Below are 22080 nucleotides of genomic sequence, written 5' to 3'. Positions count from 1 at the left end.
CGGATGTCGGATGTCGGATGTCGGATGTCGGATGTCGGATGTCGGATGTCGGATGTCGGATGTCGGATGTCGGATGTCGGATGTCGGATGTCGGATGTCGGTAAGAGACAATGAGCAGCATGTTCGTTTATTGTATCATCCTCGCTTTTTTTGATTTTTATTTTTGACTTTTTACTTATTTCACGATTCACCATTCATCATTCACCATCCCCCATGCTCTCCTTTCCGAATGCAAAAATCAACCTGGGTTTGAACATCATTCGAAAAAGAGCGGATGGATTTCATGACCTGGAAACTGTTTTTTATCCGGTTACTGGATTGAGGGATGCGTTGGAAACTGTGCATGGCAGCACCGGAGAAGCTGCGCTGAATTTTACACATACCGGACTGGAAATTGCAGGTGATACTGCTCATAACCTTTGCAGCAAAGCCTACCACTTACTCAAAAAAGATTTTCCCCAACTGCCTGCCATACAGATGCACTTACACAAAGTAATCCCAATGGGTGCAGGGTTAGGTGGCGGCAGTGCTGATGGTGCTTTTGCTCTTAACATGCTGAACAACCAATTCGGATTGGGATTGAGTGAAAAACAACTGATTGATTATGCATTGCAATTAGGCAGTGATTGTCCGTTTTTCATCATCAACAAAGCCTGTTATGCCACAGGAAGAGGAGAAACGCTCGAACATAGTTCAGTTGATCTTTCAGCATACCAGTTGGTATTAATCAACCCGGGAATTCATGTACCAACCGGATGGGCCTTCTCGCAGATACAACCTGCCTCTCCTGCCCATCATTGTAAGGATATTGTTCAACAACCTGTTGAAACATGGAGAGAACAATTAATTAATGATTTTGAAGCCCCGGTGATGAAAGCGTATCCGGAGATAGAAGCCATCAAGGATCAATTGTATCAACAGGCTGCGGTATACGCTGCCATGACAGGTACGGGCAGTACTGTGTTTGGTATCTTTTCCAAAAATGCCCACCCTTCTTTTGATTTTCCTGATCATTATTTTATTTACCAAAGCTAGATAGCAACAGAAGAACAGAGCAATGTCGAATATCGAATGTCGAAGTTGAATGTTGGATATTCAGCCCTACTCCTGTTTCTCTTGCATCCTCTCCGCTGTTGGTTGCCAGGCATATTGACGATTCGACATAAAGAAACAAACGTTAGTTTTAAAATTGAACAATATTCGCATATTTGAAGATAATATTGAATAATTATCAATTACTATTCACATTGATTGAATAACTTATTTTAAAATCTTCATTTTTTTGATTAATTTAGTACCGATTGCCTGCCATTCTATTTCCTGAACTTTAATTCGGTTGCAAATGCTTGTTTCAAAAAACAGCCAGGGTTTGTATGACCCGAGCTTTGAACATGATGCATGTGGCATTGGGTTCGTAGCAAATATCAAGGGTAGTAAATCGCACCAGCACATTACGGATGCTTTAACCGTGCTGGAAAACATGGAACATCGTGGCGCCTGTGGATGCGAAAGCAATACCGGTGATGGCGCAGGTATCATGATACAGGTACCCCATGAATTCTTCTTTGATGAATGCATTAAACAGGGTGTTCATCTTCCCTCTTTTGGTAAATATGGCGTTGGCGTAATTTTCTTTCCCAAAGAACTAAGACTGCGTGAAGAGTGCCGCGATATTTTCAATCGCTCTGCAGAAAAACTCGGCCTCGACATTCTCTGTTACAGAAAAGTACCCGTTAACACAAAAGACATCGGCAAAACAGCACTCTCCGTTGAGCCTGTCATGGAGCAGGTATTTATTGCCTGTCCGGATCATATTACCCAGCCTGATGAGTTTGAAAGAAAATTATTTGTGCTGCGCAATTATGCATCACACACCATTCAAAATACCGTCAAGAAAGATGAAATTGGTTTTTACCTCGCTTCGCTTTCTTATAAAACCATTGTATACAAGGGGCAACTCACCAGTACACAGGTAAGAGGTTATTTCCCCGACCTGAGCGACAAAAGAGTGGTATCTGCATTCGGATTGGTTCATTCCCGATTTGCCACCAATACTTTTCCCTCCTGGAAACTGGCACAACCCTTCCGTTACATCGCACACAATGGCGAGATCAATACTTTACAGGGCAACCTGAACTGGTTACGTACCAGTGAAAAAGGCTTCACTTCTCCTTTCTTCAGTAAAGAAGAAATGGAAATGCTATTACCGATTGTTACCAATGGACAATCAGATTCTGCCTGTCTCGATAATATGATCGAATTACTGACGCTTACAGGCCGTTCATTGCCACATGTAATGATGATGCTGATACCGGAAGCATGGGATGGCAACGAAGACATGGATGCTGTTAAAAAAGCATTCTATGAATACCATGCCTGTATGATGGAACCCTGGGATGGCCCCGCTTCTATTTCTTTTACAGACGGAAAAATCATTGGGGCCACACTCGACAGAAATGGTTTACGTCCTTCACGCTATTGTGTGACAGAAGATGATCGTGTAATCATGGCATCTGAAACAGGTGTGTTACCTATCGATCCGGCTATCATCAAGGAAAAAGGAAGATTACAGCCCGGTAAAATGTTTGTGGTTGACATGGAGCAGGGGCGCATCATCAGCGATGAGGAGCTGAAACAACAAATCTGTTCTCAAAAACCTTATGCAGACTGGCTGAATAAATATAAAATCAGGCTCGAAGAATTACCCGAACCACGTGTTATGTTCACACACCTGGAACATGACCAGGTATTCAAATACCAGAAAGCATTTGGTTATTCAACAGAAGACCTGGATACCATTATTGCACCTATGGCATTGGATGGAAAAGAACCCATCGGTTCCATGGGTACCGATACACCATTGGCCGTTCTCAGTGATCAACCACAGCACCTGAGCAGTTATTTCAAACAACTCTTTGCACAGGTTACCAATCCACCCATTGACCCTATCCGTGAACGCATGGTGATGTCGCTGGCCACTTTTGCAGGAAGCAATGGTAATTTATTGGTGGAAGATCCACTGGCCTGTCATAGTGTGGCACTCAAACAACCTGTACTCAATAACCATGAACTGGAAAAAATCCGCAGTATTGATACCGGTATTTTTCAGGCTAAAACATTACAAACTTATTTCCGCGCAGATGGAAAACCAGGTTCTTTAAAAGCAGGCTTAGACAGGCTTTGCAGGTATGCTGTGGATGCTGTGGAAGATGGCTTTGAAGTGATTATACTAACCGATCGCGCCATTGATTCAGACCATGCACCGATGCCTTCCTTACTGGCAACTGCTGCAGTACATCATCACCTGATCAGAAAAGGGTATCGCGGACAGGTGGGTATTATTGTAGAAGCTGGTGATGTTTGGGAAGTGCATCATTTCGCCTGTCTCATTGCATTTGGTGCCACCGCCATCAACCCTTACCTCGCCCTCTCTTCCATCCGCGACATGAAACTCAGTAACAAACTGAAAACAGAACTGGATGTTGACTACCTGAAAAAGAATTATGTCAAAGCTGTGAATGAAGGTCTGTTGAAAGTGTTTTCAAAAATGGGCATCTCCACTTTGCAATCGTATCAGGGTGCACAGATATTTGAAATCATTGGGTTGAATAAAAAAGTAGTGGATCTTTATTTCACCGGTGCCACTTCCAGGATCGAAGGCATGGGATTGGATGAAATAGCCAAAGAAACTTTGGCCAAACATTATTTTGCCTTTGGTAAAAAAGAAATACCGGTTGATCGTTTACCTGTAGGCGGCGTGTACCAGTGGAAAAGAAAAGGAGAATTTCATCTCTTCAATCCACAAACGATTCATTTGTTACAGCATGCCACCAAAACAAATGACTATACTACTTTCAAAAAATATTCAAAACTCATCAACGACCAGTCTGAAAAAGCCTGCACTTTGCGCAGCTTATTTCAGTTCAAAAGAAACCGACCATCTATTTCCATCGATGAAGTAGAACCGGCCGAAGCCATCTATAAAAGATTTGCCACAGGTGCTATGTCGTTCGGGTCTATTTCATGGGAAGCACATACCACACTGGCCATTGCCATGAACAGGCTTGGCGGTAAAAGCAATACAGGAGAAGGTGGTGAAGATGAAATCAGATACACCCCTCTTACCAATGGCGATTCGATGCGCTCTTCTATTAAACAGGTAGCATCTGCCAGATTTGGTGTTACCAGTTTATACCTTACAGAAGCCGATGAATTGCAGATTAAAATGGCACAGGGCGCAAAACCTGGTGAGGGCGGACAATTACCCGGACATAAAGTAGATGAGTGGATCGGCAAAACAAGACACGCCACACCCGGCGTTGGACTCATCTCTCCACCACCTCACCATGATATTTATTCGATTGAAGATCTTGCTCAATTGATTTTCGATTTGAAGAATGCCAATCGTGCTGCACGTATCAATGTAAAACTGGTTTCCAAAGCCGGTGTAGGAACCATTGCCGCAGGTGTTGCCAAAGCAAAAGCAGATGTGGTGTTAATTTCAGGACATGATGGTGGTACGGGGGCTTCTCCCATCAGCTCCATTAAACATGCGGGCTTGCCTTGGGAACTTGGCCTGGCAGAAACACACCAGACACTGGTTAAAAATAAACTGAGAAGCAGAATTGTAGTACAGGCCGACGGACAAATGAAAACCGGTCGCGATATCGCCATTGCTACTTTACTGGGCGCAGAAGAATGGGGCGTTGCAACGGCAGCATTAATTGTTGAAGGATGTATCATGATGCGCAAATGCCATCTCAATACATGTCCGGTAGGTGTTGCCACGCAAGACCCCGAATTGAGAAAAAGATTTGCAGGCGACCCTGACCATGTGGTTAACTTTTTCAAATTCATTACACAGGAATTGAGAGAAATCATGGCGGAACTGGGCTACAAAACCATTCATGAAATGGTTGGTCAGGTGGATGCATTGGAAATGCGTGACAATATTTCTCACTGGAAATATGAAAAACTGGATCTCTCGGCGGTATTGTATAAAGAGCCTGAATCATTGTACACCGGACTATACCAGCAGGAAGAGCAGGATCATGGATTGAGTGATGTGCTTGACTGGAAACTATTACAGGCAGCAGCACCTGCACTGGAAAGAAAGGAACGCATCAGCGCTTCTCTTCCCATTAAAAATACCGATCGTACAGCAGGTACGATCCTCTCCAATGAAATCACCAAACGTTACCGCGCAGAAGGATTACCGGATGATACCATTCATTTCAATTTTACCGGTACTGCCGGACAAAGTTTTGGTGCTTTTAATACAAGAGGTATTACACTCGAACTCGAAGGTGATGCCAATGATTATTTTGGTAAAGGACTGAGTGGCGCGAGACTTATTGTGTACCCGCACAAACAGGCCAGCTTTGTTCCGGAAGAAAATATCATCATTGGCAATGTGGCATTGTATGGTGCTACATCGGGTGAAGCTTTTATTCGCGGAAAAGCGGGTGAACGTTTTGCAGTCAGAAATTCTGGTGCCAATGTAGTGGTAGAAGGCGTGGGCGATCATGGTTGCGAATACATGACAGGAGGAAGAGCCGTGATACTGGGCGATACCGGAAGAAATTTTGCAGCAGGTATGAGTGGCGGCATCGCTTATATCTATAATACCAGCGGATTATTTGCTGAAAGATGTAATACAGAAATGGTAGAGCTGGATCCATTGGAAGCAAATGATATCAGCTTCCTGCATGACATGATCAGCAAACATTATGCTTATACAGGCAGTACGGTGGCAAAATTCATACTCGATGATTTTGAAAACCAGACAAAGAATTTTATCAAAGTGTTCCCAAGCGACTATAAAAAAGTTTTAAAGCAGAAGGAGCAAATGGCTTATAGCTAATGGCTATTTGCTATAAGCAAACAACATTGCGTATCAGTAAAACAATTTGTTTATGGGCAAACCAACCGGATTTCTTGAATTCACACGCAGTCTTCCCGGAAAGAGAAAACCAGAAGAGCGTCTTAAAGATTATAAAGAATTTGTGGATCGTCTGCCAGACGAAACCCTCCACCAGCAGGCAGCCCGCTGCATGAATTGCGGCGTACCGTTTTGTCATAGCGGCTGCCCGCTGGGAAATATCATTCCCGAATTCAACGACGCCGTCTATCGCCAGAACTGGGAAGAAGCATATGAACTTTTAAGTGCCACCAATAATTTCCCGGAATTCACCGGAAGAATTTGTCCGGCCCCCTGCGAAAGTGCTTGTGTATTAGGCATCAACCAGCCTCCCGTTACCATTGAAGAAATTGAAAAACATATTATTGAGATTGCATTCGATAAAGGTTTTGTACAACCACGCACACCGAATGTTCGTACCGGTAAAAAAATTGCCGTAGTAGGTTCAGGTCCGGCTGGTTTAGCCGCTGCCGCGCAGCTGAATTATGCAGGACACCATGTTACCGTTTTTGAAAGAGATGCATTCCCGGGTGGCTTGTTAAGGTATGGCATTCCCGATTTCAAACTGGAAAAATGGGTAGTCGAAAGAAGGATTCAGTTGATGGAAAAAGAGGGTGTAGTCTTTAAATGTAATGCCAACGTAGGTGTAAATATTGGGATCAATGACCTGCTAAGGGAGTTCCAGGCCATTGTACTGGCGGGAGGCTCTACCGTTCCCCGTAACCTGGATATACCGGGCAGAACATTAAATGGCGTTCATTTTGCGATGGATTTTTTAAAACAGCAAAACCAGCGGGTATCGAATGAACCTGTAACTACCGTCGATATTTTTGCCACCGCGAAAAACGTGGTTGTCATTGGCGGTGGCGATACGGGCAGCGATTGCGTGGGTACTTCTAACAGACAGGGCGCTTTTTCTGTATCGCAACTCGAATTATTACCCAAACCTCCGGAACAAAGAACCATTCAGATGCCCTGGCCTACCTATCCTATGACACTCAAAACCACTTCTTCACATGAGGAAGGGGTTAACAGAGAATGGGCAGTGGCCACAAAAGCATTTCTGGGTGATGAACAAGGTTACCTGAAAGCCTTGCAAATAGTTGACCTCCAATGGAAGGCTTCTAGTAGCGATAAACCAGCCGGTTTCGAAGAGATACCCGGTTCTGAAAGAGAAATACCCTGTGAACTGGCTCTGTTGGCCATGGGATTTGTACACCCGCAGCATGAAGGATTGATTCATGAACTGGGTGTAGAACTGGATGAAAGAGGGAATGTAAGGGCCGATGAAAAGAAGTTCCAGACCAATATCCCTAAAATTTTCACCGCTGGCGATATGAGAAGAGGACAATCGCTGGTAGTATGGGCTATTAGTGAAGGCAGAGAATGCGCCAGAAGGGTTGACCAGTACCTAATGGGTTCATCTGTACTCGAATCCAAGGATCAAAGCTATCTTGTAAATACATAATTATTTTTTACATTTATTATTTTCAAAAGCCTGTTCAATTAAGCGAACAGGCTTTTTTGTATTAAAAATCAATAAGTTATTAGATTTATAATGCATTTTCTCCAGTTAATAAAAATGAATTATAAAATATAAAATGTTAATAAATCTTTAGATTTTACTAAAAATTATTAGTATTATTGAATTATAAATATTTATTAAAATATTTTATAACATTAATCAAAATCCTTAGCATGAAAAAATTGACCTTCCAGCAGGCAGCCCCCTTTATTGCCTTATTAGCTGTTGCTATTGCTGCGCTGTTTGTTCCTTCCCTACCCAATTTTGCCGATGAAGCCGGCGCCTATAGTGCTGCTGATATCACCTGGATCATCGTTGCCACTGCCCTTGTTTTTTTGATGACACCTGGACTGGCTTTTTTTTATGGCGGTATGGTTCATCGCAAAAACGTGATCTCCACCATGATTAAGAGCGTAGTGGCTACCGGTGTAGTAAGCATTCTTTGGGTTTTTGTTGGGTATAGTCTTTGTTTTGGTGAATCCATTGGTGGGTTTATCGGTAATCCCACTACCCATCTATTCTTTAAAGGCATTAACTCAGGCGCCCCCTGGAGCCTGGCCCCCACCATCCCTATTACATTATTCGCGCTTTTTCAACTGATGTTTGCCATTATTACACCAGGTCTGGTAGTAGGTGCAGTTGCAGAGCGTATCAAATTCACGTCTTATATTCTTTTCATTGCCCTCTTCAGCTTACTGGTATATGCACCCATTGCACACTGGACCTGGCATCCGGAAGGCTTCCTGTTCAAAATGGGCGCACTTGACTTCGCAGGTGGTACTGTTGTACATATTTCCGCAGGTTGTGCCGCTTTAGCTGGTGCACTTGTTTTAAAACGCAGACAGACCCATATGGAGCAAAAAGAAATTCCACCTGCCAATATTCCTTATGTACTGATTGGCACCGGATTACTCTGGTTTGGCTGGTTTGGCTTTAATGCAGGTTCAGCCGTTGGTGCCGGTTCACTGGCTGTTTCAGCTTTCGCTACCACCAATACCGCTGCTGCTGCCGCCGGCTTATCCTGGATGTTCTTTGATGTACTGAGAGGAAAAAAACCTTCTGTACTCGGATTCTGTATCGGCGCTGTAGTTGGTCTCGTGGCCATTACACCAGCCGCCGGTTTTGTTGCCATCCCTCAATCTATTTTCGTGGGCGTTATTGCTGCCATTGTTTCAAATATTGCCGTGTATTACAAGTCGAAATCAAAACTCGATGATACACTGGATGTATTTCCCTGTCATGGTATTGGCGGTATGGTAGGCATGTTACTCACTGGTATTTTTGCTACCAAAACCGTGAACAGCGCAGGTGCCGACGGCCTTTTCTATGGCAATGCCACTTTCTTCTTCACGCAGTTAAAAGCCCTCGGCATAGTTGTGGCTTACAGCTTTGTGGTTTCTTTTGGCATTTTTAAATTCATCAATTTCATCCTGCCTATGCGCGTAAGCTCGGAAGAAGAATTACTTGGACTGGATGCTACCCAGCACAATGAAAAATATGTTCAGGGTACATTACTCGTAGAAAACAATGGCGTATTAAAAGAAAGCGCTATCGTCGAATAAATGGTTAAGCAACAAGATTCAAGGAACAAGGTTCAAGAACCCCCTGTTCCTTGAATCTTGAACCCTGCTTCTTGAACCTTATTGCTTGTTTTCCTATTCCTTATTTCGTATTATAAAAATAAGGTACAGCCATATGATATACCTCTGACCAGGTTTACCGGCTGTACCTATTTGTTAATCATAAAACCTTCTGCAATGTTAAAGAAAATTTTCACCCTTTCATGCCTGCTATTCAGCTTTCTTTTGTTGAATGCACAATCCGATTCCACCAAAAAATCAACCACCACATTTTCCGGATCAGTTGATGCCTATTATCGTTATGGTTTTTCGGATGCACCCGGTAAAACCAACAATTTCACCAGCTTTACCAATTCCCAGAATTCTTTTGAACTGGGTATGGCTTCTTTTAAAGTAGACCATACCATTGGTAAAGTAACCGCCACAGCCGATATTGGTTTTGGCCGCAGGGCACAGGAGTTTTCCTACAATGATGTTGGCTCCCTGGCTGCCGTAAAACAGATGTACCTTACCTATGCAGCTTCCGATAAAGTGAAATTCACCATGGGTAAATGGGCCACACATGTGGGATATGAACTGGTAGATGCTCCCGGTAACAGAAACTACAGCATGTCGTACGGATTCTCATACGGCCCGTTCTTTCATACCGGTATCAAAGCCGATATTTCACTCGGTGGTAAAAGCGCCATGATGATCGGCGTTTCAAATCCAACCGACTATTCTACCACTACTTCCTCTGCTAAATTCTTCCTGGCGCAATTCAGCACCGCCACCAATAATGATAAAGTGAAAGCTTACTTCAATTTCCAGGGCGGTTCCGGTATTACTCAGTATAATTTAGTGGTAACAGGTGCACTTGCCGACAAATGGGGTCTTAGCTACGATGGTAGTCTGCAATCTTATTCAACAGGTGGCAGTTCATCAAGCTGGAAAAGCCATGCTCTGTACTTGAATTACGACCCAACTTCAGCACTTGGTTTTACGCTGAGACAGGACTATTTCGATGATCGCGAACTAACCCCGATTGGTGTGGGCGGTAAAATGTTTGCCACTACACTATCGGCCAACCTGAAGGCAGACAACCTGACCATCATACCTGAATTCAGGATCGACAATTCACAACAGGCCGTATTCTTTAAAGGTGCTTCATCTACTGGTACCAAAACTTCGGCAGCGTTTATGCTGGCAGCAGTATATAAATTTTAATGGTTTGAACAATAGCACACATGAGGAAATAAAACCGGTTGGCCTGAGGCTGATCGGTTTTTTTCTTTAAGTTCGGTTTATGAATCCCTTGCTGAAAGCCGTTCAAGTGCTGTATTGTGTGTATGCTTTTCTACTGTTTGTACTAATCATGCTGATCGTTTTTCCTTTTGTATTAATAGCATTGGCATTCGGTAAAATCACAGGTGGCAACCTCATCTATCAACTCTGTATGTGCTGGGCGCAATGCTGGTACTGGCTTATCGGCATCAGGCATCAAGAAATTTTCGAATCGCCGCACGACAGTACCCGTCAATATATTTTCGTGGCCAACCATATTTCTTATATGGATATCCCTCCCCTGGTATTGATTGCTCACCAGCCCATCCGTATACTGGGTAAATATGAAATGGTAAAAATCCCGGTATTCGGCTGGATATACCGTGCAGCAGTGGTGTTGGTTGACAGAAAAAATGCTGAAACAAGATCAAAAAGTGTACGCGCACTGAAAGCCGCACTTAAACATGGTATTTCTATTTTTATTTTCCCCGAGGGTACATTTAATATGGGGCCGATGCCACTGAAAGAATTTTTTGATGGTGCATTCCGTATTGCCATCGAAACAGAAACCCCTATCAAACCGGTTTTACTTATCGACACACTTGACCGGCTTCACTATAACAGTATCTTTTCACTAACACCAGGCAAAAACCGGGTGGTTTACCTGGAGGAAATACCTGTTGAAGGATTAACATCAAAAGATATTTCTTCCTTAAAACAAAAGGTATATGACATAATGGATGCAGGTCTGCGACGTTACCGCAACTATTCCGTTGCCTAAGTCTTATTTTTGATCAAATTGATGAATCATTTGTTTGCAGAAATTATTATACCTCTTGCCTTGCCCAAAAATTACACCTGGGCCATTCCTGAACGCTTTCGCGAGCAGGTGCAACCCGGTATTCGTGTAGAAGTAATGCTGGGCGGAAGAAAAAAATATGCAGGCATCATCAAAAAAATATTTACTGATAAACCGGAAGCATTCAATCCCCGCGATATCATCAACATCCTCGACCAGGAACCTATTCTGTATCCTGCACAATTAAAATTATGGGAATGGATGGCGGGATATTATATGAGTAGCGAAGGAGAAGTAATGCAGGCTGCCGTTCCTGCCAACCTGAAATTATCGAGTGAAAGTATTTTAATCTGGAATGAAGAAAGATCCGTCAACTTCAGTGACTTATCAGATAATGAATACATTGTTGCAGAAGCACTTGAAATGAAAAAAGAACTTCGTATCAGCGAAGTGCAGGATTTACTGGATGTTACGCATGTATATCCCGTAGTAAAAAAACTGATTGAAAAAGAAGTCTGCTATGTGTGGGAAGAACTGAAAGAAAAATATGCGGAAAAAAAGCAGACCTATATAGAACTACATCCCAGTTTTAAAAATGAAGACCAACTTGCCGAATTACTGAATAACTGGAGCAAAGCACCCAAACAAATGGAACTCCTGCTGGCTTTTCTTCACCTGCAGAAAACAGAAGGCACCGTTATTCAGCCTGAATTATTGAAAAAGGCCAATGCCAGTGCTGCCCAGCTCAAAGGGCTGGTTGACAAAGGTATTTTGATCGCTGAAAAAAGAAGTACCGATCGTATACAGTTAGGACAAAAAAACAGTCATCTCAGTTTCACACTCTCTCCTGCCCAGGAAATGGCTTTACAATCTATCCATACTGTTTTTCAAACAAAACAGGTTTGTCTCTTGCATGGTGTAACAGCCAGTGGTAAAACACAGATTTATACCCAACTGATGCAGGAGCAGTTAGATAAAGGACAACAGGTTTTATACATGTTACCCGAGATTGCCTTAACTGCACAAATCATCAGAAGATTACAGGCGTATTTTGGAGGACAGATTGCCATCTATCACTCCAAATTCAACGCCAATGAAAGAGTGGAAATATGGAACAAAGTAAAAACAGGAGAAATAAAAATTGTATTGGGTGCCAGGTCTGCTTTATTCCTGCCATTTAAAAACCTTTCGCTGATTATTGCTGACGAAGAACACGACAACTCTTACAAACAGCAGGATCCTGCCCCGCGTTATCATGCAAGAGATGCGGCGGTATATTATGCCAGCCTCTTCCACGCCAAAGTTTTATTGGGTAGTGCTACACCATCTATTGAAAGTTATTTCAACTGTGAGCAGGATAAATATGGGCTGGTTCGTTTAACAGAACGATTTGGTGATGCACAGCTACCCACCATAGAACTCATTGATGTTAAAAAATACCAGCAGAAAGGAAAGATTGCTTTTACCGAACCCTTACTCGAAGCCATTAAACTATCGCTCGAACAACAGAAGCAGGTTATTCTGTTTCAGAACAGAAGAGGTTATGCGCCCTATCAGATCTGCAATACCTGCGGGTGGATACCACAATGCCAGAACTGCGATGTAACACTTACCTATCATAAATTCAAAAACAAACTTACCTGTCATTATTGCGGCACACATTACCCTGTCATCAATACCTGTGCAGCCTGTGGCAGTCATGATTTTACCCAAAAGAATTTTGGAACAGAGCAGATTGAAGAGTTGCTGAACGAACATTTCCCGGATGCACGAATCGCAAGAATGGATTACGACAGCGTAAAAGGAAAAAATGATCATGATGCACTGATCAAACTATTTGAACAAAGAAGACTCGATATACTGGTCGGCACACAAATGGTAGTAAAAGGGCTTGATTTTGACCACGTAAACCTGGTAGGTATTATTGATGCTGATGGCATTCTGGGTTTTACCGATTTCCGGGTGAATGAAAAAGCATTTCAGTTGATGGAGCAGGTCAGCGGAAGAGCAGGAAGAAAAAATGACCTTGGAAAAGTGCTGATACAGGTAAGTAATACTTTACACCCCGTACTATCTTTTGTACAACAACACCAGTATGATGCACTGTATCGTTATGAAATGCTGAACAGGAAAGAATTCAACTACCCTCCTTTTACAAGAATCATTCAACTGGTATTCAAACACAAAGAGAAACACATTGCCGAAGAAGCAGCGAATATTATGATGGGTGGGCTTTCTCCACATTTTCCTAAGGAAATCAGCGGACCGGCCCAACCTGTGATAGACAGGATCAGAAACCAATATCTTTGGGAATTATTGATCAAACTACCCAAAGACATGCAACGGATTGGCCATTGTAAACATATGATCATGCAACAAACAGCGATTATCCAGTCCAACAAGCGATACAGTTCAGTCAGGGTTATTGTAAATGTTGATCCACTTTAAGTTTACGGGGGAAAACTATGTATCATGCAACGCATTTTTTACCTGATCATCCGTTGAAAGCATATAACAGCTTCCAGTTCGACGTGCGTGCAAGATTTTTTGCCGCTTTCCAGACACATGAAATGATGCAGGAGTTGCTGGAGCAATATCAGGGTCTGCCTTATATGCCCATGCATGTTCTTGGCGGCGGCAGCAATATTTTATTTACAAGAGATGTTGACGGACTCATCCTTCGCAACGAATTAAAAGGTATTGAACTGGTAAAGGAAGATGCCGATCATTATTATGTAAAAGCCATGGCTGGTGAGAACTGGCACCAGTTTGTCTGCTACTGTATAGAACTAGGTTATGCGGGTTTGGAAAACCTTAGTCTTATTCCAGGTAGTGTAGGCGCATCGCCCATGCAAAATATTGGTGCATATGGAGTGGAAATAAAAGATGTATTTCATTCGCTGGAAGCTTGGCATATCAATGAAAAGCACAAAGAGACTTTCTATCTGAAAGACTGTGAATTTGGCTATAGGGAAAGTGTATTCAAAGAGAAATACCGGAACCGTTTTATTATTACCAGCGTTACCTATAAACTCAATAAAAATCCTGTTTTTCATACATCATACGGGGCCATCACACAGGAACTGGAAAAAATGGGTGTCCAGGCACTCAGTATAGCTGCTATTGCACAAGCGGTAGTCAACATCAGGAGATCAAAATTACCGGACCCGGAAAAACTGGGCAATGCAGGCAGTTTCTTTAAAAATCCCAGTATCTCCACCAGTCATTTCAAAAGATTGCAGGAAGCATTTCCTGGTATAGTGGGTTATCCTGTTCATGAAACAAAAGTAAAACTGGCTGCCGGCTGGCTTATAGAGCAATGCGGCTGGAAAGGATACCGTAAGGGCGATGCAGGTTGTCATGAACAACAGGCACTGGTATTGGTAAATTATGGTAACGCAACGGGTGCAGATATTTTTAAACTTTCTACCGAAATCATGCAATCTGTTTTTGAAAAATTCGGCGTCAGGTTAGACAGAGAAGTAAATGTTATTTGATCTTCCTGATCAGTTCAAAAGAAAACCCCGGATGAAATCACCCGGGGTTTTCTTTTGAATGAATCTTATCGATTAATAATATTTCAGTTTCATTTCTACTCTTCTGTTCTTTGTGCGTCCAGCTGCAGTTTTATTATCTGCAACAGGTTTAGATGAACCATAACCTTCTGATGTAAGTCTTGACGCATCAATTCCTTTGCTAACAATATAATCATGTACAGATTTAGCGCGGTTCTTGCTCAATGGAACATTTACTTTATCGGTTCCGGTATTATCGGTATGACCTTCAATATCCAGCTTCAGTGCAGCGTCTTCTTTCAGAATAGCCACTACTTCATCCAGTGCTTTGAATGATTTGGTCTGGAGTTTCGCACTACCAGTTACAAAGAATACATTCTTCGCGCTCGCAGCAACTTTCTTTACCACTTCATCTTTTACAGCAGGACAACCATTGTTCTCTCTTACACCTGGCACAGTAGGACATTTATCTTCCTCATCATTTACACCATCTTTATCGGTGTCTGGTACAGGACAGCCCTGGTAACGAGCCACACCTGCAACGGTTGGACATTTGTCTTCTTCATCATTGATACCATCTTTATCAGTATCTGGAACCGGACAACCATCGTATTTAGACAGACCTTTTACAGTTGGGCATTTGTCGTTATCATCATTGATACCATCACCATCTGTGTCAGGAACTGGACAACCATCGTATTTAGCAACGCCAGCTACCGTTGGACATTTGTCTTTGCTATCCAGGATACCATCACCATCTGTATCTTTTTCAACAGGTGCAGGTGCTGGTGGAGGTGTAACAATAACGGGTTCTTTCTTGTCTTTCAACGGAGAAGCAAGACCGATTGAATATGTCAGGTGATTAACAGCCAGGTTTGAAATAGCCGATTTGTGTACAAACTGTGTATGAAGAAAAGTTTCCTGACCCAGGTTAAACTGAAGCCCCATACCTGCTGGTGCATAAGCTGCAAAGTAGGTACCGGTATACATGGAAGCACCCAAACCGAAAGTCAGGTAAGGAACAACAATGTATTTATCAGTCAGTAATTTGATATTGGCTGCGGCATCTAATTCCAACAGGAATTTAGCTGTGGTGGTCTGAGCTACCCCACTTCTTTTGTAAAAAGGATATTTAACGTAAGAACCTGAAAGGGTCGCCTGAAAATCAACATACTCCGTTAAACCATTAAAATACTGCATGCTCAAACCTGGATCCAATTGGCTGAATGGAGTCCACTGTTTGTTAGAAATAACCGAAGAAATAGAACTCCTGCTGATGGCATCAGAGGTGTACATATCTTTTAAAATAAAGTTGATCCCAAGTGACGGTCTTTTTTTATAGCTCACTGGTGAGTTTTGTGCGAAAGCGGTCAAAACCAAGCCACTGGCTATTAAAGAAAAAAGAAGTTTCTTCATAAACAGGTTTTTATTTATTGTCACAAAAATACAGGGTGAAACTGATTTTCCGAAAATTAAGATAACTTTAAGTTATTCCGAACTTATACCCATCTGTTTTTTAGTATAAGGTGTAATCGGTTGTACACTTACTTTAGTGAGTCCGCTTTTAACAAAATCAAGCTCTTTTGCTGCATGTTTAGTGAGGTCTACCACCCTTCCCTTTTTCTTCATTTTGTTATGCATGCGGTCATTTATTAGCACTATTATGCTTTTGTTATTTCTAAGATTGGTTACACGTACCAATGTATTTAACTTAAAATGATTACTGGCAGCAGTCATTTTCGAATGTCTGAATATGGCACCTGTTGCTGTTTTGCGTCCTTCAAATTTTTTGCTGTAATAACTCGCTGTTCCCCTGATGGCTTTCCCCTTGATGGCAAATGTATCCTGTGAACTGAGTGTATCGCCAATAATGATCAGACTATCACCGATAAGTGCCGTGCTATCAGTTTTTAATGAAAGTATGGTATCCGCCGGTATGGTATCCCTGTGTGAAGGCATACCCATAGGTTCCAGCCTGGCCCCGGAGGGTAGCAGGAAAACGAGTAAGACGATCAGGTATACAATTGTTTTCATGTGTTTCCTTTATCGCTGTTCCCCAAACTGAGGTAAAATAACTCATCCATACGGTTAAATACAAATGAGGATATGCACAGCGTATTATGCCCCCTTTGACCAAACACCATGCCAAAATCATCATTGACATTGTATCAAAAATTTAGGTAACCTATTTAAAATAATGATAAACAAGTATTTATCATAAATAATGGTAAAAATGAAGAGAGGGAAGTAAAGAGCAGATCCACTGGATTGAGATACCGCCAGGCTATTTTTACTTATTGGTGTTTATCAATTTTTTCAGCAGAAGTCATGTCAGCACCCGAACGAACCTGGATCTGTACGTTCAATAGCCATTCCGGACAGGAATGGGATAACAAGTATTGATTTATTTTATCAATAACGCTCATAACAGATTTATAATCAGCATCAAAGCTGGTAGAGAATGGACCTACGCTGCATGTCAGGCCTTCTGCCTTGATCATCGCTATTACTTCATCGATCCACTGGTATGGATGCTGATCTCCCGGCTGGATGGGGACCAATTGAATGGCTGCACTGACAAGATAGGGGTGATTCATGACAAAACAGGGTTTACCTCAACAACTGCATCGAGGTTCAATGGGCCATGAATATGGGGAAAAACTTCATTGATGGAACCTGCCAGTTCAAAAATAAGGGGGCGCTCTACTTTACTTCGCTCAATCGTCAGCTTAACAAGCCCGGTCTGCCCCTTGTAATAACGCTCCAGCACACCAGCTACCTGGTCCTCTGTACTGCAGTGAATAAAACCTTCTGTTGCCAGACTGTCGGCCTCGTAGGCACCTGACTCCCTCGCTTTTTGCCATTGCTCCAGGGTAGTGATATGATATATAAAATCAGATTGATTATTCATTTTATCTATTTGAAAATTAAATACTTATAATACTTTACTTATTTTTTGCTCCATGAGCATAAAGTCTGCCAATACCATTGCAGTAACCGCTTCAAGCACTACGGGAACACGAAGTGCGATGCATAAGTCATGTCTGCCCTTTACAGAGAAAGATTCAACCTCATTTGTATCCCAGTTCCAGGTTTGCTGCTCCTTGGGAGTAGACGAAGTGGGTTTTACCACCACCCTCAATACAAGCTCATTCCCATTCGTGATGCCTCCCACAATACCTCCGGCATGATTGGTTGATGTTTTACCAGAAGCATCCAGAATCGGGTCATTATGCGCTGTACCAAACATCCTTGCACCTGCAAAACCTGCCCCAAACTCAATTCCTTTAATGGCAGGTATTGAAAACACAGCATGCGCCAGTACCGATTCTACTGAATCAAAGAAATGCTCGCCCAAACCAACAGGCAATCCACTGGCCCTGCATTCCACAATTCCACCAATGCTGTCTTTCTGGTCAATGGCTTTCTGCAAGCCGGCATCGAGGTCTTTCTCACCTCCAATTTCCAGTATAGTTGATTGAATAGCAATATTTTGCAACAGTTTCTTCGCAATAACCCCAGCAGCCACCAGACAAACCGTAAGCCTGCCACTAAAATGTCCCCCACCCCTGAAATCCTCATGACCGCCATATTTTGCATGCGCAGTAAAATCAGCATGTCCCGGACGAGGAACCGATCTTTGCTTTTCATAATCGCCGCTACGTGTATTCTTATTCTCAAAAAGAATGGTCAGTGGTGCTCCGGTTGTTTTTCCATTAAACAGGCCGGTTTTAAAGATCGGGATATCGTCCTCCTTTCTCGGCGTGGTACCTTTTTGCACCCCACCCTTTCTTCTTTCCAGATCGGGTAAGAATTCGTCTACCGTTAATGACAGTCCTGCCGGACAGCCATCAACCACCAGTCCAACACAATCGCCATGCGACTCTCCGAATATATGGATCCTGAATAAACGTCCGAATGAGTTCAAAATCGTAGGTTTTAGGGGTTAGGTATTAGCTATTAGGTTTGATGGCGATAGAAAGACTGGCGCCCAATTGTTCGAGGTGCTTATAAAAATCGGGGTACGATTTATTAATAGCATCAGCCTCTTCAATCAGCACTTCGCCTTCCGCTCTTAATGCGGCAACAGCACAAGCCATGGCAATACGATGGTCGTGACGTGAATGAACCCTTGCTCCTTTCACACCTGTTCCACCTTTAACCAGCATCAGGTCGCCTTGCAGCACTATTTCAATCCCCAATTTAGCAAACTCCTCCTGTAAAGTGAGTCCGCGGTCACTTTCCTTATGCGATAACCTGCTCACCCCTTCAATAACAGTAGTGCCTTCACAATATGAGGCCAGTGCTACCAGGGGTGGAAAAAGATCAGGACAATCTGTGGCGTTGAAATGAAACGCCTTTAAAGGCAAAGGCGCTATCTCTATCTGTTTTTCCTGTACCGATAACCTGCAGCCGCAATCCATCAGTGCCTGTAAAATGGCTTTATCGGCCTGGGTAGAAAATACATCCAGCCCGGTAACCGTAATTCCACCTGCCACCGCTCCTGCTACCAGCAGAAATGCTGCTCCACTCCAGTCACCTTCTACCGCATAGGTTAATCTGCCATTGTCTTGTTTTGATTTCCCGAGAAAATGAAATATCTCATAATCTTCGTGGGATACTTTCCAGCCAAAATCCTCCATCACTTTTAAAGTGAGGTCTATATAGGGTTTGCTTTTCAGGTCTTTTACCCTGATCGACACCCCATTAGCACCTGCGGCCGCAAATGCCATGAGGAGGCCCGTTAAAAACTGGGAACTCAAAGAACCATCTACTTCAATATGGGCGGGTTGTAAAGGACCCTGTATCTGTAAAGGCAATTTGCCCCCGTTCGATTGAATGGATACACCCAGTTGTGGCAGTATCTCATCAAAAAAATCCATGGGCCTTGTAACAAGACTGCCTGTTCCTTTAATGGTGAGCGCTTCAGGACTCAATGCAACGATGGGTGTAAACATGCGTATGCCCAACCCGCTCTCACCACAATTAATTTCTTTATCTACCGGTTTGATACCACCTGACTGTATCAGCAGGTCGCCGTTCTCTTCATACTTTATGCTGGCACCCAGTTTCTGAATCACATCCAATGCCGCCAGGTCATCATTGCTTTTACCGGGATTAATGATATGCGTTTCTCCTTTACGTAATAAAGCACCCGCACAGGCTCTTTGCATACTGCTTTTACCTGCTGCTGCCCTGATGTTTCCACTGATAGCTGATGGCTGTATCCTTACCTCCATAATATAATAAACTGAACGGCTGCAAGTGCAGCTAACGATTCGTCAAAACTGTTTAAAAATTTCTTCGAGCTGTACAAATAACAGGGGTTGCACAACGCCTTTCCCTGTTTTTTCCAGCAGTATATACTGAATACTTACATTGTCTTTTTTCTTATCCTTCTGTAATACTTTGAACGCTTTCTTTTTATCAAACTCCGCCAGCGTGGGTAAGCCGTAACGACTTAACAAAGCCATTACCGCATCTGCTTCTTTAAACCCTTTGAGCTGCTGAGAAATGATAGCCGCATAGGTCATACCAATGCTGATGGCCTGACCATGACTTAGCTCATACATGTTTTCAATGGCATGTCCGAGAGTATGACCAAAGTTGAGCAGCTTGCGTTCACCTGTTTCAAATTCATCCTGCAACACTACTTTGGTTTTGATCATGGCATTTCTCTCCACCAGCTGCGCGAGCAGTTTTTTGTCTTTCTGGTATTGTTTGATCGTATGTTGCTGTAAGGATGTAAACATCACCGCATCTTTGATACAGGCATGTTTAATGATTTCTGCAAACCCGTTTTGCCATTCTACCAAAGGAAGTGATGAAAGCAGGCTATAGTCATACAAAAGAAAAGAAGGCTGACGAATAAGACCCACCATGTTTTTATATACGCCTACGTCTATTCCATTCTTCCCTCCAATAGAAGCATCTACCATAGCGAGTAAGCTGGTGGGAACAAAACCGAAATCAATACCACGCATATAAATACCGGCCACATATCCGGTGATATCTGTAATAACACCACCTCCTACACCTACCAGTACTGTTTTTCTGTCGGCACCCATTTCAATCAACTGGTCAACCAGTACATCTACCGTTTGTTGCACTTTATAGGCTTCTCCCGGTTTTAATACAATCGTATTCCAGCCTTTGAATTTCTTTTTATGTGCAGCAAACACATGTTCATCTGTTACCAGCACAGCTTTTTCTTTGCCTGCAATCTTTTCCAACTGATCGAATGAGGCATCAAAATAATACTGTACTGTTTTCGATGAAAACTGAAAGCTCCTTTTTTTCATACACGATTCATTCCAATCAGGAATTCATGATCTTATTCTGGTGATTAATACTTTCCATGTGCACTGCATCAAAATACTTGGTAATGAACTCACGGCTCAGTCCCAGTTTATCCCCTTTTGCAAATGCCCTGTCGAGAATAGCATTCCAGCGATTGGTTTGCAGGATAGTGATATTATTGTCTTTCTTGTACTGACCAATTTTATCGGCCACTTTCATTCTTTGTCCGAGCAATTGCAACAGTTCATCATCCAACTGGTTGATCTGCTGACGCATTTTTTCCATGGCTGCATGCAGTTCTTCCGAGCTGATGTCTTCTTTACGCCAGATGATAGAGCCGATCATTTCCCCCAAGCGCTCAGGTGTTACCTGCTGTTTGGCATCGCTCCAGGCATTATCCGGATCAATATGACTTTCAATGATGAGACCATCAAAGTCTAAGTCAATCGCTTTTTGTGCTACATCCATTAATATATCTCTTCTGCCACAGATATGTGAAGGATCATTGATCAGTAACATACCGGGATTACGTCTTTTCATTTCAATGGCCAGGTGCCACATCGGTGCATTACGGTATTCGGTATTACCATAGGAGCTAAAACCGCGGTGAATTAACCCGATATCTTCAATACCGGCTTTTGCCACACGCTCAACCGCACCAATCCACAATTCAAGATCGGGGTTAATAGGGTTTTTAATCAGTACAGGCACTTTCACCCCTTTCAAAGCATCGGCCACTTCCTGCACACTGAATGGGTTCACCGTTGTACGGGCACCGATCCACAACACATCTACATCAAAATGCAAGGCATCTTCTACCTGCTTTCCGGTGGCTACTTCCACCGCTACGGGTAAACCAGATGCTTTCCGGGCCTGTTGCAACCAGGGTAAACCTTTGGTTCCGATGCCTTCAAAACTTCCCGGACGTGTACGTGGTTTCCAGATACCTGCACGCAGTATATCTACTTTACCGGTTGCTGCCAGTCTGGTAGCAGTTTGAATAACCTGTTCCTCAGTCTCTGCACTGCACGGGCCTGAGATGATCAGTGGACGTTTCTGCAACAAAGCCTCCACTCCTGTTTTTTGTTCGATTGCTTGCTCCATAAAATTAAAATGTATGATTTCAGATGTAGGATGTCTGATGTCAGATGTCGGATATAAATAAAAAATCAGACATC

Annotated in this window: 16 protein-coding genes; 8 read left to right on the top strand and 8 right to left on the bottom strand. The window is 42.9% G+C overall.

All coding sequences use genetic code 11. The features are described 5' to 3' along the window. Positions 1-213 precede the first annotated feature (213 nt). From ispE to murB, 8 genes are all read left to right on the top strand, one after another. Positions 214-1035, top strand: coding sequence for a 4-(cytidine 5'-diphospho)-2-C-methyl-D-erythritol kinase (ispE, locus tag ACH3Z1_RS15695; RefSeq protein ID WP_490822960.1), 822 nt, complete (start codon positions 214-216; stop codon positions 1033-1035). A gap of 307 nt (positions 1036-1342) precedes the next feature. Then, positions 1343-5863, top strand: a complete 4521-nt coding sequence (gene gltB / locus ACH3Z1_RS15690; protein WP_490822959.1) for a glutamate synthase large subunit — start codon at positions 1343-1345, stop codon at positions 5861-5863. A 52-nt stretch (positions 5864-5915) separates the two neighbouring features. Further along, positions 5916-7388: a glutamate synthase subunit beta gene (locus tag ACH3Z1_RS15685; RefSeq protein WP_490822958.1), complete on the top strand. Its 1473-nt coding sequence runs from the start codon at positions 5916-5918 to the stop codon at positions 7386-7388. 230 nt (positions 7389-7618) lie between these two features. Then, positions 7619-9007 (top strand): ammonium transporter, encoded by a 1389-nt coding sequence (locus tag ACH3Z1_RS15680; RefSeq protein WP_490822957.1) that lies wholly within the window; start codon positions 7619-7621, stop codon positions 9005-9007. A gap of 195 nt (positions 9008-9202) precedes the next feature. Beyond that, complete coding sequence (locus tag ACH3Z1_RS15675; RefSeq protein ID WP_490822955.1) at positions 9203-10231, top strand: outer membrane beta-barrel protein; 1029 nt, start codon at positions 9203-9205, stop codon at positions 10229-10231. 79 nt (positions 10232-10310) lie between these two features. Then, positions 10311-11069 carry a lysophospholipid acyltransferase family protein gene (locus ACH3Z1_RS15670; protein ID WP_490822953.1) on the top strand — a complete coding sequence of 253 codons (759 nt, stop codon included), beginning with the start codon at positions 10311-10313 and terminating at the stop codon, positions 11067-11069. Positions 11070-11090: 21 nt separating this feature from the next. After that, a complete protein-coding gene (gene priA / locus ACH3Z1_RS15665) occupies positions 11091-13535 on the top strand; it encodes a replication restart helicase PriA (protein ID WP_490822952.1) in 2445 nt (814 codons plus the stop codon). Positions 13536-13552: 17 nt separating this feature from the next. After that, positions 13553-14584 (top strand): UDP-N-acetylmuramate dehydrogenase, encoded by a 1032-nt coding sequence (gene murB, locus ACH3Z1_RS15660; RefSeq protein WP_490822951.1) that lies wholly within the window; start codon positions 13553-13555, stop codon positions 14582-14584. Positions 14585-14656: 72 nt separating this feature from the next. On the opposite strand, the gene ACH3Z1_RS15655 is transcribed toward murB, so the two are convergent. From ACH3Z1_RS15655 to ACH3Z1_RS15620, 8 genes are all read right to left on the bottom strand, one after another. After that, positions 14657-16018 (bottom strand): OmpA family protein, encoded by a 1362-nt coding sequence (locus ACH3Z1_RS15655; RefSeq protein ID WP_490822950.1) that lies wholly within the window; start codon positions 16016-16018, stop codon positions 14657-14659. A 72-nt stretch (positions 16019-16090) separates the two neighbouring features. Then, positions 16091-16636: a septal ring lytic transglycosylase RlpA family protein gene (locus ACH3Z1_RS15650; protein ID WP_490822948.1), complete on the bottom strand. Its 546-nt coding sequence runs from the start codon at positions 16634-16636 to the stop codon at positions 16091-16093. A gap of 260 nt (positions 16637-16896) precedes the next feature. Continuing rightward, the gene (locus ACH3Z1_RS15645) at positions 16897-17199 is read right to left on the bottom strand and encodes a thiamine-binding protein (protein WP_490822947.1); all 303 of its coding nucleotides are present in this window, start codon (positions 17197-17199) and stop codon (positions 16897-16899) included. Beyond that, a complete protein-coding gene (locus ACH3Z1_RS15640) occupies positions 17196-17513 on the bottom strand; it encodes a DUF952 domain-containing protein (protein WP_490822945.1) in 318 nt (105 codons plus the stop codon). The genes ACH3Z1_RS15645 and ACH3Z1_RS15640 overlap by 4 nt, the downstream gene beginning before the upstream one ends. A 24-nt stretch (positions 17514-17537) precedes the next feature. Then, complete coding sequence (locus ACH3Z1_RS15635) at positions 17538-18530, bottom strand: chorismate synthase (RefSeq protein ID WP_490822944.1); 993 nt, start codon at positions 18528-18530, stop codon at positions 17538-17540. Between the two features lie 25 nt (positions 18531-18555). Next, entirely contained in the window at positions 18556-19842 is a 1287-nt protein-coding gene (aroA, locus tag ACH3Z1_RS15630) for a 3-phosphoshikimate 1-carboxyvinyltransferase (protein ID WP_490822943.1), read from the bottom strand. Between the two features lie 42 nt (positions 19843-19884). Continuing rightward, positions 19885-20904, bottom strand: a complete 1020-nt coding sequence (gene aroB, locus ACH3Z1_RS15625; RefSeq protein WP_490822942.1) for a 3-dehydroquinate synthase — start codon at positions 20902-20904, stop codon at positions 19885-19887. 16 nt (positions 20905-20920) lie between these two features. Then, positions 20921-22006, bottom strand: coding sequence for a chorismate mutase (locus ACH3Z1_RS15620; RefSeq protein ID WP_490822941.1), 1086 nt, complete (start codon positions 22004-22006; stop codon positions 20921-20923). Positions 22007-22080 lie beyond the last annotated feature (74 nt).

The organism is Sediminibacterium sp. FW305-C-49 (genome assembly GCF_058231085.1).
This window is presented reverse-complemented; position numbering and strand designations above follow the sequence as displayed.